We start from the raw sequence: 17,011 nt of genomic DNA on the forward strand, positions 1-17,011 counted from the left end.
GCAGGGGTAAGAATTAGCGAGCCAGCCAGCCGCCGTCAACAGCGATGGTGTAGCCGTTGATGTAGTCAGATGCGCTGGAAGCCAGGAACACGATCGGACCCATCAGATCGCTCGGCAGACCCCAACGACCCGCCGGGATACGATCCAGAATTTCTGCGCTACGCTGCTCATCAGCACGCAGCTGCTGGGTGTTGTTGGTAGCCATGTAGCCCGGTGCGATGGCGTTAACATTGATGCCGTGTTTCGCCCATTCGTTCGCCAGCAGACGGGTTACGCCCATTACGCCGCTCTTAGAGGCGGTGTAAGACGGTACGCGGATGCCGCCCTGGAAAGAAAGCATAGAGGCGATGTTAATGATTTTGCCGCCGTTGCCCTGGTTGATAAAGTGTTTTGCTGCTGCCTGAGACATGAAGAACACCGCTTTGATGTTCAGGTTCATGACGTCGTCCCAGTCTTTTTCGCTGAATTCGATCGCATCCTGACGACGGATCAGACCCGCATTGTTAACCAGAATATCGATATGACCGAATTCAGCCACCGCCTGATCCAGCAGCGCCGGGATACAATCAATCTGACGCAGGTCAGCGGTCAGGTTGAGGAAACGGCGGCCCAGGGCAGTTACGCGTTCGATAGTTTCAGTCGGCTCAACGATGTTGATGCCCACGATATCACAGCCCGCTTCCGCCAGGCCCAACGCCATACCCTGACCTAAACCGGTATCGCAACCAGATACCACAGCAACTTTACCTGCAAGAGAAAATGTATCGAGAATCATAATCTTTTCCTTTATCTTTCAGCGCCTGTTTTGGACAGGCAGGGGTCTGTTTATGCTCGCCCGCGACTAACGCAGATCCTGAGTGGCAAGGCACTTCTCGCCATCAAAGACCTGATATCACCCACCATCCTCCAAATGAAGGTGTGTTCGTGGGTGCCAACGCTCAAGTGAATAGACCAACTCGGCGAAATCACGGCCTGCTCGTTGTGCATCACAATGTGATGCGTTTCCTGCGGTTTCCCCAGCATGTGAAACGCACAGGCGTCTTCATCCATATTGAAGTAGAAGGAGACTTCCGTCCGGCGTTCGTGGGGATGGCAGGTTTCGGGAACATCCGGAGCGAAATAGTTATCGCGACTCAAGCGCCGCTGTGCTTTTCCTGATGCGGTAATCTTATCCTTACCGAAACGGTATTTCAATTATAATTAAAACACTGTTTCATTTTTTCTGCCTGATTATATCAAAATTGCAAATCAGATCACGGTTAATCCAGCGGCAAATAACCGATCAGAAAAATAAGCCCATGATAAATATGGTGTTGTTAAAGCATTACAATTTTTCAGAGTAATATGTAAAGAAAGCACCAGAGGACAAACCCCTGTTCTTGCTGCATTAAATTGCCAACCTGTCACAAAGTGCGCTGGCTGTCACATACAATGAAACGTTGTTTTGATAAAATCGCACTCTATTTTTAAAACCATCAAAAACGGAGTGGTTCGCCTCTCCGGACAGTTAGCATAAGGAGTGCAACATGGCTAAAGGCATGCGGGTTAAGCTTCAGTATGAGGTCAGCCACGATCCGGATACCGGTGCGGAAATTACCCGTCTGACACCGCCAGAGGTGACCTGTCACCGTAATTACTTCTATCAGAAGTGTTTCTTCAATGATGGCAGCCATCTGCTGTTTGCCGGTGAGTTTGACGGCAACTGGAACTACTATTTACTGGATATCGCCAATGCCGAAGCTATCCAGCTGACGGAAGGCGCAGGGGACAACACCTTCGGTGGCTTCCTCTCTCCGGATGACAAATCCTTCTACTATGTGAAGAACGATCGCACCCTGCTGGAGGTGGATCTGAAAACGCTGGTGGAACGCGAAGTCTATCGTGTCTCTGACGACTGGGTGGGCTATGGCACCTGGGTTGCCAACAGCGACTGCACTAAGCTGGTAGGCATTGAAATTGCCAAAAGTGACTGGACGCCGCTTAACGACTGGAAAATTTTCCACGACTTTTTCCACAAAGGCCCGCATTGCCGCCTGCTGCGTGTGGATCTGAAAACGGGTGAAAGCTCCGTTATCCACGAAGAGCGCAAATGGCTTGGTCATCCTATCTATCGTCCTTTCGATGACAATACCGTTGCCTTCTGCCATGAAGGTCCGCACGATCTGGTGGATGCGCGGATGTGGATGGTTAACGAAGACGGCAGCAACGTGCGTAAAGTGAAAGAGCACGCGGAAGGCGAAAGCTGCACCCACGAATTCTGGGTACCGAACGGATCGGCGCTGGTTTATGTCTCTTACCTGAAAGGGCAGCAGGGCCGTACCATCTACAGCTATAATCCCGATAACGGCAGCAATGAAGCGGTAATGCAGATGCCAGCGTGTTCGCACCTGATGAGTAACTTTGACGGTACGCTGTTGGTTGGCGATGGCTCCGGGACGCCGGTGGATGTGAAAGACACCAGCGGCTATACCATCGATAACGATCCCTATCTGTATGTCTTTGACGTGGCGAAAAAAGCGCATTTCCGCGTGGCCCGCCATGACACTTCCTGGGCTACCGTGGCTAACAGCCGTCAGGTTACCCATCCACATCCGTCCTTTACGCCGGACGACAGCGCGGTTCTGTTCAGTTCTGACAAAGATGGTAAACCCGCCATCTATATTGCGAAGCTGCCGCAGCAGCGTGAATATCTGCAAGCCTGAATCTGAATGCCTTTTTTATATTTTGCGCTTAGCCCTCTTCGGAGGGCTTTTTTATAGCAGGCGTTCAGTAATCATCGTCTGTTTCACCGATCATAAATTAAACCAGCCAGTGCATATTGTGTATAACTTAAGCACTTTATTATAACGATCGATTAAAACGATCATTTTTTTGTTATTGATCGCTCATATCAATTATCACCATGCCAGGAATAGGGTTATTATACTATTCGCCAACACCAGGGCACCTGAAAGCGAAGTCAATATTCTTAACCATTATAAGCAAAGTAACATTAGTTTTTATTATTGTTTTAATGCTCAATGACAATAACGAATCTAATGCTTTAACGCTAAAAATAAGTAAACCAGCCCTGACGGTATGCTGTCGTCAGGGCTTTTTAACTTTTATAATGCTATTAAATTCTCACGTTACCGTTCTGAGCCAGAATATCTGTGATTGCTGGTGATAATATGAAAGCCAAAATTACGGTTTCATTTTATTTTCCTCAGGGTAAGGGGAATAAGACTGGCTTTTATCAGCTTCGTGCGGTGCCGCCAGCGCGGAATAGCCATAATGTCTGGCGGCACGGTAAGCTGGCACAGTTACGCTATTCCAATAAGTTTCATCCACATACCGCCAGCTGCCAGCCAGATAACAACAGAGATAAGGGATAACACAAAGCTAACGCCCCACCACTGGCCGGTAGAGTTATAGCCGGAACCGAACAGCGCCGGGCCGGGACCGCCAGAATACTGAGTCAGTCCCATCGACAGGTTAGAGGTATAACCCAGCGTTAGGGCTGCGAGCAACGGTGGTACGCCGACCGAAATCGAAACCGCTAAAAAGGCCAGGTACATTGCAGAGATATGCGCCATTGCTGAAGCAAAGAAATAGCGCGTATAGAAATAGACCAGAACCAACATCAGGAAAACCAGCAGCCAGTCAACGTGCCCGATGTAAATAACCATCTCCTGAGAAATCCAGCTAATCATGCCATATTTATTCAGCGCGTTAGCCATCATCACCAGCACGGCAAACCAGAACATCGTATCCCAGGCCGTTTTTTCTTCAATGATGTTTTTCCATGACATGATATTGCTCAGCAGCAAAATGACCAGGCCGATAAAGGCGGATAAGGTGGCCGGGATATGGAAAAAGATATCTCCAACGGTCCAGAGCACGATTAACAAGATAAAATCACAGGCAAGAATTTTCTCGGCAAACGACATCGGCCCCATCTTGCGCAGCTCTTCGCGAGCGATACCGGGAATCTGAGGCGTTTTCTTTAGCTCAGGCGGGTAGATGAAATAGAGGCAGAGAGGGATAAAAATCAGCGACAGCAGGCCAGGAACAATAGCGCCCAGACACCAGGTAACCCAGTTAATCACAATGCCCTGACTTAACGCGAGTTCAGCAATAAGCGGGTTACCTGCCATTGCCGTCAGAAACATCGCACAAATAATGGCATCAATTTGTGAAACGCAGATCATTAAAAACGCACCCGCTCTTCTCGCCGTTGGCCCTGGTTCAGACTGATATGCCGACGCAATTGACTGCGTCACAGGATACATAATACCGCCGCCGCGTGCAGAGGCTGATGGAATACCCGGCCCCAGTACCATATCGGATAAGGCCAGCCCATAGGCAACGCCTAGCATGCTGTAGCCGCACCTGGAGATAAACCACAGCGCGATGCGTCGTCCCAGCCCGGTTTTAATCACCGCACGTGAAATAAACATAGCAATACCGATTAGCCAGATGGTGCCATTGGCAAAGCCTGACAGCGCGGCGACGTTATCTGGACCTGCGCCGGTAAGCGGCGTCAGGCCCGTCATCGCCGATATAACCAGGGCCACCATCGTCACCGCACCCATTGGCATCACCTTGAGAATGATGGCAACAATGGTCGCGGCAAACAGCGCAAACATATGCCAGGCTTTAATATCAAGCCCTTCAGGCGGTGGAATAAACCAAATTAAAAAACCGATAAAAAGCGTCATGGCTGCTTTCCATAGCGGAAATGCCAGTTTTACCTGTACTTGCTCATCCATATTATTTTCTCTGTTAATGATCCCTGGCCTCTTTAAAACGTAAGCCCGCGTTGACGTTTGAGTGATATCAATTTCTCCTCTTGTTTATAAAGTGAAGTTTTCGAAAAGAAATTTAGTGCGTTGGTTTTATTGATGCTGGTAGAGTTGTAGATAACACATCGAATAAAATTTTTCACTGAACGTGGCGGGATCGTCGGGAAAAGCAGCCTCCGTAGAGGGAGATCTCAACCGTTGATGCAGTATGGACGTTTTCGCAGTGGATTATTGAGCGGTTAAATAACAGGAGCCAATTATGATTAATTTGAAAGATATTGAAGATCTCATCATTACCTGGGAGGGAGAGGCGGAAGAAAATGTAAACCTGAGCGGTGTCAGAGGCTCGAGCGAGTGGAAGTATGAGACTGACGAGTACATTCGAAAACATCACGGCGATGAGGCGAATCGACTCATTCGACGTTTAGACGAAGAATATAACACTCTGGGAAGCGATCATGATGAGTTAACCCCCGATAGCGAAAGAGAAGATGTTGAACACGCCCGAAAGGCTATCGAGGCGCTGTGTGATCGTCTTATGGAATACAAAAATTAGATAGCGCTCCAGCGCTGAAAATCCTTGCTCAGATACGCGCCTTATCAACTGTGGATTTTGTGAATAATGCCGCAGCACGTCCTGTCATTGTCTGTATGGTGAAGCTTTCTGCTGCGCTGTGAAAGCAGCGGCAATGCTTTTCTATTTAACAGGACAGTGAGTATGAAGCACGAAGTGGAATGGCGGCAGCTTGCCCAACAAATAGCTGACTGGCGCGCCGCGATTCATCGATATCCAGAGCTATCGCACGAAGAATTTGTCACCACCGATTATATTGTTCAGCAGCTATCCGCATATCCTCAACTACAGATCAGCCGCCCGGCAGCAACCGGAGCCGTGGTGCGGCTGAAAGGGGCATTGCCGGGACGGACCATTGCGTTCCGGTGTGATATTGATGCGTTACCGGTTGAGGAAAAAACGGCGCTGCCTTTTGCTTCGTCACGCCCCGGATTAATGCATGCCTGTGGTCATGATTTTCATACCGCCATGCTGATGGGGGCCGCCAGCGCGCTGGCGGCACGGCAACAGCAAATTAAGGGCGAAATCGTATTTATCTTCCAGCGCGGTGAAGAAATGTCGCCCGGCGGCGCGAAAGAGTTGATTGATGCGGGCGTATTAAGTGACGTAGAGATGTTTTTCGCGCTGCACGTCTTGCCAGCGCTGCCGTGCGGCGTGATTGCCCTGAAGCGCGGCATCGCCACCGCCAATCGCGATACCTTTAATATCTGGCTACGTGGCAAAGGAGGGCACAGCTCAATGCCGCATTTAACGGTCGATCCCTGTATCGCGGCGGCAGAAGTGGTGCAGGCGCTGCAAACCATCGTTGCGCGTGAAATCAATCCGCGCGAGTCTGCGGTTGTTTCTGTATGCAGCCTGATCTGCGGCGATGGTACCACCGCGGCAATTCCCAACGATGCCCATATTTGCGGTACTAACCGCACTTTTACGCCCGAAGTGCGCGCGCAGGTCAAAGAGGCGATGACGCGCATCGTGCATGCCGTGGCTCAGGCGCATCGTTGTGAAGGGGAGATTGTTTTCGATAGCTGGGATTATTCCGCCATCGTCAACGATGAGGCGTTATGCGATATCGCTGCCCATGTGGCGCAGGCGCTCTCGCCGGAGGAGAGTTTCCGCGAGGAGCACGATCCGATGTTTGTTGGGGAAGATTTCTCGGAATATCAGGCGCAGGCACCGGTATGTTTTGCCTGGCTGGGTGTCGGCAACGGACAGCAGGAACCGCCGCTGCATAACTCCTTTTTCAACCCCGACGAGCGGGCGCTAACGCAGGGCGTAAAATATTATCTGGGGCTGGCAGAGAAACTGGTGATGTAAGCTGTCCGATTGCGTCTGCATCCGCGGTTACGCTGTGGCGTGATAGCATTTCTGCAGGGTTGGTATCACTCCCGGTAGTGAAAAAAAGGACAGTGCAAACTGTCCTTTTAACAACCGTTATCTGTGTTGAAAAATTAACGTTTACCGTCGGGCATCAGGATGGAAAGCGCTGGCGGGACGCGTTGCCATATTTTCGTAGGTAGCCCATTTTTGCCACGCCACGTTTTGGGCGATATTCATCAGACGTTCAGCTTCCTGCGGGTTTTGCTGCATAAGTGCGAGAAAACGCGTTTCATGTTTTCTGTATTCAGACAGCGGCAGGGTGGGGCGCAGACTGTCCAGACTAAACGGATTATGCTCTCCCTCACGTAAGACCGGGTTATAGCGGAACAGTGGCCAGTGGCCGGATTGAACGGCGCGTTTTTGCTGTTGCAGCGCCAGTTTCATGTCGATGCCGTGGGCAATGCAGTGGCTGTAGGCAATAATCAATGAAGGTCCTGGATAGGCTTCAGCTTCACGTATCGCCTGAAGTGTCTGCTGAGGGCTGGCACCGAAGGCGATGCGGGCAACATAAACATTACCGTAAGAGATAGCCTGTAAGGCGATATCTTTTTTCGCCATCGTTTTACCACCAGCAGCAAACCGGGCGGTCGCGCCCAACGGGGTAGATTTAGACATCTGACCACCAGTATTAGAGTAGACCTCCGTATCCATGACCAATATATTGATATCGCGTCCTGAAGCGAGCGCATGGTCCAGACCGGCTGAACCAATATCGTAGGCCCAGCCGTCACCGCCAACAATCCAGATGGAACGGCGGATCAGGTGATCCAGCATGCTTTGCAGATTCAACGCCTGTTCAGAGGTATCATCGGCGAGTAACGTGCGGACTTTTGCTAATCGCTGACGCTGCCGGTAAATATCTGATTCGATCTGCTGCGGTGCATTAATAATCTCATCCACCAGCGTTTGGCCCAGAAGTGGGATAAACGTACGTAACGCCTGTATCGCCTGATGTTTATGCTGATCGGCTGTCAGGCGGAAACCCAATCCAAACTCGGCGTTATCTTCAAACAGTGAGTTGGACCAGGCTGGCCCCTTACCGTCATGGTTTTTCGCCCACGGTGTAGTGGGCAGGTTACCCCCGTAGATTGACGAGCAGCCTGTGGCGTTGGCTACCATCATACGATCGCCAAAGAGCTGGGTCAGTAACTTAAGATAGGGCGTTTCGCCACAGCCAGAGCAGGCACCAGAAAATTCAAACAATGGTTCCAGGTACTGTACGCCGCGAACGGTAGAAAAATCGATGGTGGAGCGCTCGGGCCAGGGTTGTGCCTGGAACCAGTTCAGTGATGCTTTGCTACGTTCCAGTATTGGCAGTTTATCTACCATGTTGATGGCGCGGATCGTATTACCCTGGGCGTCTGTGGCGCGCACCGGGCAGGCATCGACGCACAAATTACAGCCGGTACAGTCCTGCGGATAAACCTGTAACGTGTAGCGCGTATCGGGAAAGCCGCGGGCGCTAATCGGTGCGCTTTTAACGCTTTCCGGTGCGCCTTCTGCCCGATCCCGGTGATAAAATTTAGCGCGAATAGCGGCATGGGGACAGACAAATGAACAGTTGCCGCATTGAATGCAGAGATCTTCGCGCCAGTCTGGAATGGTTAAGGCAATGTCACGTTTTTCCCACTGTGTGGTCGCGGTTGGGTAAGTGCCGTCAGCGGGTAGCAGAGAAACCGGAATGCGATCGCCGCGATCCTGTAACATCTCTGCGGTGACGTCACGTACAAAACGTGGCGCCTCTTCTGGTATGAACCAGCTCACCCTGGTTGCGCCGGTTATCTGCTCCGGTACTTTTATCTGATGCAGGTTCGCCAGCGATGCATCCACTGCGGCGAAGTTTTTATCAATGACGGCGCGGCCTTTCCTGCTGTACGTTTTTTCGATGCTTTTCTTAATCAACTTAATTGCACGCTCTTTAGGCATTACATTAGAAAGGGCAAAAAAGCAGGTTTGCATAATGGTGTTAATGCGCGATCCCATTCCGCTCTGCTGGGCTACCTTAGCCGCATTGATAACGTAAAAAGAGAGTTTTTTCTGCTGGATTTTTTGCTGCACTTTCGCCGGTAGATGGTGCCAGGTCTCTGTGGCGGGCCAGGGGCTGTTAAGCAGGAAGGTCGCCCCCGGTGCGGCAAAAGACAGTACGTCCAGCGTTTCAATGAAGTTAAACTGATGGCAACCAATAAAATTGGCTGAGCCGATCAGGTAGGGAGCATCGATAGGTTCCGGCCCGAAACGTAAATGAGACGTTGTGCGCGAGCCGGATTTCTTTGAATCATAAACGAAATACCCCTGAGCATAGTAGTTGGGCAGTTCGCCAATAATTTTAATACTGTTTTTGTTGGCACCAACGGTGCCATCGGCGCCCAGTCCAAAGAAAAGCGCTCGTACCTGATTATCAGGCTCTATATGCCAGTTTTCATCCCAATCCAGGCTGAGGTGAGTCACGTCATCGTTAATGCCGATGGTAAAGAAGGGCCTGGCGTTTGGCCGCTGTTGCTGTTCAAATACCGCCTTAACCATGGCTGGCGTAAATTCTTTTGAAGAAAGACCGTAACGGCCACCGCTCAGTCTGGGAAGTTTTTTCAGCTGGCGGTGCTGTAAAGCGCTGACCAGCGCGGCCAGTGTATCAAGGTAAAGCGGCTCACCGTTGGCACCGGGCTCTTTGGTTCGATCGAGCACCGTAACAAATTTTACGCTGGCGGGCAGCGTCTTGATAAAACAGTCCGTTGGGAAGGGGCGGTAAAGATGTACCGTCATCAGCCCATACTTGCCGCCTTTGGCATTCAGCGCGTCGATAGTCAGGCGCACTGTGGCAGCACCGGAACCCATGATAACAATCACGTGTTCCGCCTTTTCTGCACCGTAATAATCGACGAGTTGATAACGACGCCCCGTCAGTTCTGCGAACTTTTCCATCGTCTGTTCAACGATCGCAGGCACGCGATCATAAAAAGCATTAACGCTTTCGCGCCCCTGAAAATAGGTATCCGGGTTTTGGGCCGTGCCGCGCATTACCGGGCGATCTGGATTTAATGCGCGTTCGCGATGCTCTCTGACAAGTTGCCCGGATATCATGGCACGTATGTGTTCACGGGGCAGACGTGAAATCTTATTGACTTCATGTGAGGTACGAAAACCGTCAAAAAAATGAATAAAGGGAATGCGGGATGACAGGGTGGCAGCATGGGCAATCATCGCCATATCCTGTGCCTGCTGGACTGAGGCGGCGGAAAGCATGGCAAAACCGGTGGTTCTTGCGGCCATCACATCCTGATGATCGCCAAAGATAGATAGCCCCTGAGCAGCAAGGGAGCGCGCCGCAACGTGGAAAACGGTAGCGGTGAGTTCACCGGCGATTTTATACATATTGGGCAGCATCAACATCAGGCCCTGTGAGGCGGTAAACGTTGTGCTCAACGCGCCAGCCTGTAGCGCACCATGTACCGCACCTGCTGCGCCGCCTTCATGTTGCATCTCTACAATCGAAGGCACGTTGTCCCAGATATTGGGAAGCTGTTTGGCTGACCACTCGTCCGCCAGCTCCGCCATTGTAGAAGAGGGGGTGATGGGGTAGATAGCGCAGACTTCGCTGACGTTGTAAGCAACCCAGGCGGCCGCCTCATTCCCGTCGGTCATCACCCAGTTCGTATCTTTATCGCTCATAGATGGGCCTCCTCTTCTGTCATTTCGATCGCATGGCATGGGCACTGGTTAAAACAGGCCGCGCAGCCGGTGCATAACGTATAATCGAAACGGTATCTCAGTCCTTTGCCGAGTTTGATCACGGCACCTTCCGGACAAGCGCCATAGCAGCCATCACATTCAAAACAGTTTCCGCAGGAGTAGCAGCGGGACGCTTCGTAACGCGCCTGCTCAGCCGTCAGCGCACCGATGATTTCGTCAAATCCACTACGCGCTTCTGGCGTAATAATGGGCTGGTGGGTGGCATCAGCATCGGTGTTGTACCACAAATGCAGGCCCGGATATTCCATGACCGGGACCGGAGCATTTTTTTGCCAGGGACGGTTGCGTAACCAGCCGTCAATATGACGAGCTGCTTTTTTGCCGTGACCGGTGGCGATTGTCACCGTGCGTTCGGAAGGCACCATATCACCGCCGGCAAAGATACCGGGGACGCTGGTCATCATATGTTCGTCCACCTCAACCACGCCATCCTGACGCAGTTGAATACCAGGGATACGTTCCAGTACGCTAAGATCGACCTCCTGGCCCAGTGCTAAAATCAGGCTGTCGGCTTCCAGCTTTTCAAAGCGTCCCGTTGGCTGCGGACGCCCGTTGGCGTCTATTTCCATTTCCTCGACGGTCATTGTGGTATTGTCGATATAACGAATTGCGCGCAGCCAGTTAATTTTGACACCTTCTTCCAGTGCTTCATCAGCTTCAAACGAGTGGGCTGGCATATGGTCACGATCGCGACGGTAGATAATCATTACCTCTTCGGCACCCAGACGACGAGCGGTACGGGAAGCATCCATCGCGGTATTACCACCGCCATAGATGGCTACGCGTCGGCCAAGCTTCGGCGCTTCGCCGCGTTCCACGGCGGAGAGATAGCTAACGGCATCAAGAATTTTTCCCGCATCGCGGGCTGGAATAGCGACCTTCTTCGCCAGATGAGCGCCGATTGCCATGAAGACGGCATCAAAGCCTCCTTCTTTTTTGGCTTTCATCACATCGTCTACTTTCTGATTCAGCTTTAGCGTAATGCCCGTATTGAGTATCTGCTGAATTTCACGATCCAGTATATCTCGTGGCATCCGGTAGGCGGGTATACCGAAACGCATCATGCCGCCGCCCATCGGACCGGCTTCGTGTATTTCTACTTCATGGCCCAGGCGCCGCAGATGCCAGGCGCAGGAAAGGCCGGAAGGACCAGCGCCGATAATCAGCACTTTTTTGCCGCTGCGGGCCGCATTAAACCGGGGCTTCCAGCCATTTTCTAATGCGCTGTCACCCAGAAAACGCTCTACAGCATGGATGCTAACGGCCTGGTCAACCTGTGCGCGATTACAGCTATTTTCACAAGGATGATAGCAGACCCGACCATGCACGGCTGGCATCGGATTATTCTCAATCAGTTTTTGCCAGGCATCTTCGTAACGCCCTTCCTGCGCCAGCGCCAGCCAGGCCTGGATATTTTCTCCGGCGGGACAGGCATCATTGCAGGGAGGTAACGAGTCCTGATAAATCGGCCTGCGCTGACGAACAGGCCCGGTGCCGGAATAACCGGTAAGATCCGGTGGTAACGTCATGTCATTTTTCATTTTGCTCATCACATTGCCTATTTCTTATGGTTGTTTTAATACCGTGCGTTATGAATGCGCTTTTCGCACTGCTGCGCCGCGAATGTAACGTTTTTTTATTTCGGGGCTGAAGTTCGAAAGGATTTCACCCACAACGATCGGCGTGTTTTAAACAGAATAGGAATTTGAACGATCATTGCAGTAAACAGGGAGCGCTTTAGGCTAACCGGAAAGTAGTGTAGCGCTGCTGTTTATACATTCTGAGATAGCGGTCACATAAAGATTTAAATGTAATGATACAAATATTACTTTTTTATTAATGCTGTTAACTGTCATGAAATAATATAAATGTATTCTGCAGGCTGGCGTTTGTTACGCTGATAAGGTATGGATGAAGCCGGAGGATATATTTTTTTTTGCATCAGTAGATATCATGCTATTATTTTAAATTATTGATACATAATGTTTTTTTTGGTTTGCCAGTATCCGTTGGGGGCGGGATTTGTTTGTTGCAGGATTAATGATTTTTGCAGTCTTATTGTAAAAGCCAATTAAAATTTTTGCATCTGTAATGCATTCATAAATAAGAAGAAGTGCTTTTTTTGGGAAGGTAAATAAATAAGTAAATGAGCTATAAAATAGCAAACTTATAGTTAAGTATTATGTGATTTTTTTGCTGTGTGAGCTTATCACATGAGCAAGGCAGTAATACGCGATAAGGATAAGACAAATAATTTTTAGCATCTGCGGAAATATCTACACCGCTGTGCAGAGGCTACGCTGATAAACAGGGCGTGTATGTAACCCAGCGTTTTTAGCTAAAAGAGGGGCTGATAAGAACAGGGCGAAAGCCGGTAAGGGAAGCTGTCGCCCCTGTTTACTTACCTTATGCCGGTTATTTTTTCTTTTACCAGATGTACCGCGATATGTTGCGCTTCAAGCTTCTGGCGATATCTCTCATCCAGACCATCGTCGGTAATCACGTGACGAAACGGCCTGTCGGTAGCGATAGGGTAAGGATGAAACTGCCCAAACTTGGAGGAGTCGGTTAACGCATAGGTTTCGATATCCTTTGCCATTACGGCGTTAACGATATCGCTGCGCAGCATGTTTCTGCCGGTAAAGCCGGTATCCGGGTGCCAGCCGTCAATGCCGATAAAGGCTTTCTGGAAGTGAACCTGCTGAATACCGCTGCGGGTAAGCGGGCCAACTACCGATTCACTGCTTTTTTGATACAGGCCGCCCAGCACAATGACCTCACAACGCGACTCCTTAAGCAGCCCGGCGATATAGTGGCTGACGGTTACGATGGTGATGGAATCATTATTCGCCAGGCGTCGGGCCAGGAGCGCGTTAGTGCTGCCTCCTTCAATGAACACCGACTCTCCGGTATTTACCTGCGAGGCGGCATATTCCGCCAGGCTCTGCTTCAGCGGAAAACGCGCCTGCATACGCGCTTCGACGTTATCGCTTTCGATAGAGATCGCCGAGCCGTGAACGCGTTTCAGGTAGCGGCCTTTTTCCAGAGAAGTTAAATCCTGCCTTACGGTGACTTCGGAAACGCGAGTCAGGCGGGAGAGTTCGCTAACGCTAACGCTGCCTCTCTCATTAACTATCTGAATAATTTGTTGTTGCCTTGCATTCATCTCGCGTCTCACCATGTTTTCGGGGCAGGGGAGTATAACAAACCCGCATCGAAATCGCATACCGGCCCCGGCGGGCAAAGAGATTCCGCTGCCTTCAGGTAACCGTGAGCCTCTCCGCCACCTGGCTTAGCGCACGGACATGCCCAGCCCGCGACGACCATTTGCATTCAAATCGCCCGGCTGAAATCTTCCCTGCCACGTCTGCTCGTAATTTTCACGCGGAAAATCCGCCGGTGAGGCACCGGTTTCCAGCGCGGCACGCACGCTCTGTGCATAGGCGAGATTTTTAGCGCAGGCGGGCGCGGCGGGAATATACATAACATTGCCCCAGCCCTGCTGATTTTCAACCGGTGCTACCGAGTGAATCACATCGCAGTGCCACCACACCGAATCCCCTGCCTGCAAAGCAGGAATGCTGCACAGGCCCGCAGTCAGATGAGGGTGCCACTGTGGTGAAATCGGCAGCACCCGGCCCGGCGCAACGCCGCACAGCTCATCTTCTGGCACATCGTCCAGCAGCGGACGCAGCAACACATAGGCCATCGCTTCCGGTACCGGCACGACATGCAGCAGCCCTTGCCCTGACGCCATATCAGACAGTGCCGTCCAGCCCTGGAACGTGCGGAACGCCGAGCATTTCGTGGTGTTATCCACGTCATATTCGTTCACGTCAGGACGCCATGCGGCATCCCAGGGATCGTACTGTTCAAACTGGTTGTTGAAAATCTTGCTGAAGACGTTCTGATAGGCGGGCAGCAGCCAGCGTTCCAGCGCGCCAGAGTCGGTATGGGCGCCCAGCCCTTTTGAAGTCGTGCCCGGCAGGCGGCGGCGTATGCGGTCGGGATAGATAATATTGACATCGGGATTAAACCACTCTCCGCCGTCGTGCTGAAATTTCCACAGGCGATTGAGGAAGGATTGCACCGTCGCAATCTCACTGCTCTGGCGCGCCTCCATCTGCGCTTTTGACCAGTAGATCGGATAGATTTCAGGGCGAGACGCGGTCAGTGAGCCGAAAAAATTATCGCCTGGACCACGGTAAACCTCATCAAACTGGTTCTCGTCGAGATAGTTCAGCATCGACCGATCCATTTCCAGCGCCTCTTCTCGCGCAAAGGTTTGTCGTACTACCAGGCAACCGCGTCGTTTAATCTGTGCGATCTGCTCGTCGGTAATCTTTCCTGCCGCCAAATCCCGCTGCTGAACGATCGGCCAGGCCGTGCCGTTTTTGCTCTCTTCTGCGCGCGCCGCTGCCAGCTCCGTTTCGATTTTTTGGCAAACCTGACGAAACAGCCCCTCTACGTCGCCAATCTGAGCGCGCATGGCACGCTTCATGGCAACAATATTTTCTTTATAATCAGCAGGTAGTGTTAGTGAGGTGAAAGAGGTGCTCATAGGTATCTCCGCGTATCAGAAGAAAATCGCCGGATTAATGAAAGTTTTTTACTTTCATTCGTAAGTAAGGCGTGAAAGGTAGCAAAGATAACAGACTTGTTATTTGAAACTGATCACACTACTTACATTTTTATAACCAAATTGAGCCAATGAATTAACCGAAGCGGCAAGGGGCGTAAGGGCAGGCTAATGCCAAAAAAAGCGCCGTTTCACAAGGGAAGCGGCGCTCAGGATGAACAGGTGACGGGATGGCAGTCAGGCCAGATTACAGGCCGCTAACGCCAAAGGCGTTCAGCCAGTCCTATTCAAATTTTTCTACGGCGGCGGTCACCGCAGGCGTCGTGATGATTTGCTCTGCCACGTCGAGCGGCAGCGTAATGGATTCACAGCCTGCCAGCAGGCACGCCAGCGCCTGACGCGGCGTTTTAAAGCTGGCGGCCAGTACCTTAGCGCCTGGCGCGTGCAGCTTCAGCAGCTGCTGCAAATCTTTTACCGTCTGGATACCGTCACCGCCCTGGGCATCCACTCGGTTAACATAGGGCGCGATATACTCTGCGCCAGCCAGCGCCGCCAGCAGGCCCTGGGATGCGCCATAAACCGCAGTGCCCAGCGTTGGAATGCCCATCGTCTTAAGCTGTTTAATTGCCGCCAGCCCCTCTGCCGTTACCGGAACTTTTACCACCAGATCGTCAACCATCGCGCGCAGTTTCTGCGCCTCTTCCACCATCCGATCCGCCTGGGGAGCCATTACCTGAGCAAACAGCCGTCCTTTATTGCCCAGCGCTTCTCTCAGAGCGGGCAGCACTTCGTTCACCGGGATTTTACCGCTGGCGACAATGCTGGGATTGGTAGTCACGCCCGCTAACGGGAGCACACGCGCCAGGCGTTTTACCGCCTGAACGTCCGCCGTATCAAGATAAAGTTCCATACAGGACTCCTGGAAATTGGTGAGGTTCAGCAAGATTCGGTGATTATATCGTCAGATTGTTCTTTTTTATTGACCGGCATCAATATCACTTTCTTTCGAAAGTTATTAAATCTTCGAACGTAACAAGAAGGAGAGGGTAATGATTTTTAATATCCAGCGCTATTCCACACATGATGGTCCCGGCATCCGCACCGTGGTGTTTCTTAAAGGCTGCGCGCTGGGATGCCGCTGGTGTCAAAACCCTGAAAGCCGCTCCCGCCATAAAGATCTCCTTTATGACGACCGGCTCTGCCTTGAGGGGTGCGATCTCTGTCAGCAGGCGGTACCGGACGTAATAACAAGGACGTTGAACGGGTTGACGATCGATCGTCCGAAGCTTCAACCGGAACATTTTATCGCGCTGGAAAACTGTTGTCCTACGCTGGCGTTAACCGTGTGCGGCGAGGAAAAACAGGTGGAAGAGATTATGGCCGAGGTCAGGCGCGATAAGGCGTTTTACGCCCGCAGCGCAGGCGGCGTGACGCTCTCCGGTGGCGAACCTTTTATGAATCCCGAACTGGCGGCGGCGCTGCTGCGCCAGTGTCATCAGGAAGGGTTCCATACCGCAGTAGAAACCTGTCTGCATGTGCCGTGGCGCTACGTTGAGCCCGCGCTGCCGTCGGTCGATCTGTTCCTTGCCGATCTTAAACACGTGGATGAAGCGCGCTTTGCGGCATGGACGGACGGCTCGGCTAAACGGGTAATGAAAAATCTGCGCCGCGTGGCGGAAGCGGGTAAGGAGATGATTATCCGCGTGCCGCTGATACCGCAATTCAACGCTGACGAAACTTCGATTACGGATATCGTCAATTTCGCCGCCGACGAGCTCGGCGTTAAAGAGATCCATTTTCTGCCTTACCACACGCTGGGCATGAACAAATATGCCCTGCTTCATCAGCCCTATCTTGCGCCGGATAAGCCGCTGGATGCTCCGGCACTGCTCGATTTTGCGCATGACTACGCAAAACAAAAAGGCCTGACGGCGACTCTGAGAGGATAAG

11 protein-coding genes and 1 pseudogene are annotated in these 17,011 nt (G+C 51.6%); 4 read left to right on the top strand and 8 right to left on the bottom strand.

The genetic code is table 11. From position 1 onward, the window contains the following. Positions 1-13: 13 nt before the first annotated feature. Both kduD and C7M51_RS22385 read right to left on the bottom strand, forming a co-directional pair. Positions 14-775, bottom strand: a complete 762-nt coding sequence (gene kduD / locus C7M51_RS01335; RefSeq protein WP_160619814.1) for a 2-dehydro-3-deoxy-D-gluconate 5-dehydrogenase KduD — start codon at positions 773-775, stop codon at positions 14-16. 66 nt (positions 776-841) lie between these two features. Further along, positions 842-1,140, bottom strand: a pseudogene (locus C7M51_RS22385) (5-dehydro-4-deoxy-D-glucuronate isomerase); the annotation flags it as partial. Positions 1,141-1,526: 386 nt separating this feature from the next. Here C7M51_RS22385 and C7M51_RS01340 point away from each other — a divergent pair. Next, positions 1,527-2,702, top strand: a complete 1,176-nt coding sequence (locus tag C7M51_RS01340; RefSeq protein ID WP_160619815.1) for an oligogalacturonate lyase family protein — start codon at positions 1,527-1,529, stop codon at positions 2,700-2,702. A gap of 600 nt (positions 2,703-3,302) precedes the next feature. On the opposite strand, the gene C7M51_RS01345 is transcribed toward C7M51_RS01340, so the two are convergent. Further along, positions 3,303-4,751 carry a DASS family sodium-coupled anion symporter gene (locus tag C7M51_RS01345; RefSeq protein WP_160619816.1) on the bottom strand — a complete coding sequence of 483 codons (1,449 nt, stop codon included), beginning with the start codon at positions 4,749-4,751 and terminating at the stop codon, positions 3,303-3,305. 292 nt (positions 4,752-5,043) lie between these two features. Between C7M51_RS01345 and C7M51_RS01350 the strand changes: the two genes are divergently transcribed. After that, positions 5,044-5,340 carry a hypothetical protein gene (locus tag C7M51_RS01350; protein WP_160619817.1) on the top strand — a complete coding sequence of 99 codons (297 nt, stop codon included), beginning with the start codon at positions 5,044-5,046 and terminating at the stop codon, positions 5,338-5,340. Between the two features lie 162 nt (positions 5,341-5,502). Continuing rightward, positions 5,503-6,672: a M20 metallopeptidase family protein gene (locus C7M51_RS01355; protein WP_160619818.1), complete on the top strand. Its 1,170-nt coding sequence runs from the start codon at positions 5,503-5,505 to the stop codon at positions 6,670-6,672. 141 nt (positions 6,673-6,813) lie between these two features. Here C7M51_RS01355 and nifJ read toward each other — a convergent pair whose 3' ends face one another. The 5 genes from nifJ to fsa form a co-directional block, all read right to left on the bottom strand. Continuing rightward, positions 6,814-10,401, bottom strand: coding sequence for a pyruvate:ferredoxin (flavodoxin) oxidoreductase (gene nifJ, locus C7M51_RS01360; RefSeq protein WP_160619819.1), 3,588 nt, complete (start codon positions 10,399-10,401; stop codon positions 6,814-6,816). Beyond that, complete coding sequence (locus C7M51_RS01365; protein WP_244323785.1) at positions 10,398-12,011, bottom strand: NAD(P)-binding protein; 1,614 nt, start codon at positions 12,009-12,011, stop codon at positions 10,398-10,400. Before C7M51_RS01365 ends, nifJ begins: the two co-directional genes overlap by 4 nt. 872 nt (positions 12,012-12,883) lie before the next feature. Next, on the bottom strand, positions 12,884-13,648 hold the full coding sequence (locus C7M51_RS01370; RefSeq protein ID WP_160619821.1) for a DeoR/GlpR family DNA-binding transcription regulator: 765 nt from the start codon (positions 13,646-13,648) through the stop codon (positions 12,884-12,886). A 126-nt stretch (positions 13,649-13,774) separates the two neighbouring features. Next, on the bottom strand, positions 13,775-15,043 hold the full coding sequence (locus tag C7M51_RS01375; RefSeq protein ID WP_160619822.1) for a DUF1479 domain-containing protein: 1,269 nt from the start codon (positions 15,041-15,043) through the stop codon (positions 13,775-13,777). Between the two features lie 301 nt (positions 15,044-15,344). Continuing rightward, positions 15,345-15,971, bottom strand: coding sequence for a fructose-6-phosphate aldolase (fsa, locus tag C7M51_RS01380; RefSeq protein ID WP_160619823.1), 627 nt, complete (start codon positions 15,969-15,971; stop codon positions 15,345-15,347). A gap of 139 nt (positions 15,972-16,110) precedes the next feature. Between fsa and C7M51_RS01385 the strand changes: the two genes are divergently transcribed. Beyond that, on the top strand, positions 16,111-17,010 hold the full coding sequence (locus tag C7M51_RS01385; RefSeq protein WP_160619824.1) for a glycyl-radical enzyme activating protein: 900 nt from the start codon (positions 16,111-16,113) through the stop codon (positions 17,008-17,010). The last annotated feature ends 1 nt before the right edge of the window (position 17,011 follow it).

This window comes from Mixta intestinalis (assembly GCF_009914055.1).
GTDB classification, from domain to species: domain Bacteria; phylum Pseudomonadota; class Gammaproteobacteria; order Enterobacterales; family Enterobacteriaceae; genus Mixta; species Mixta intestinalis.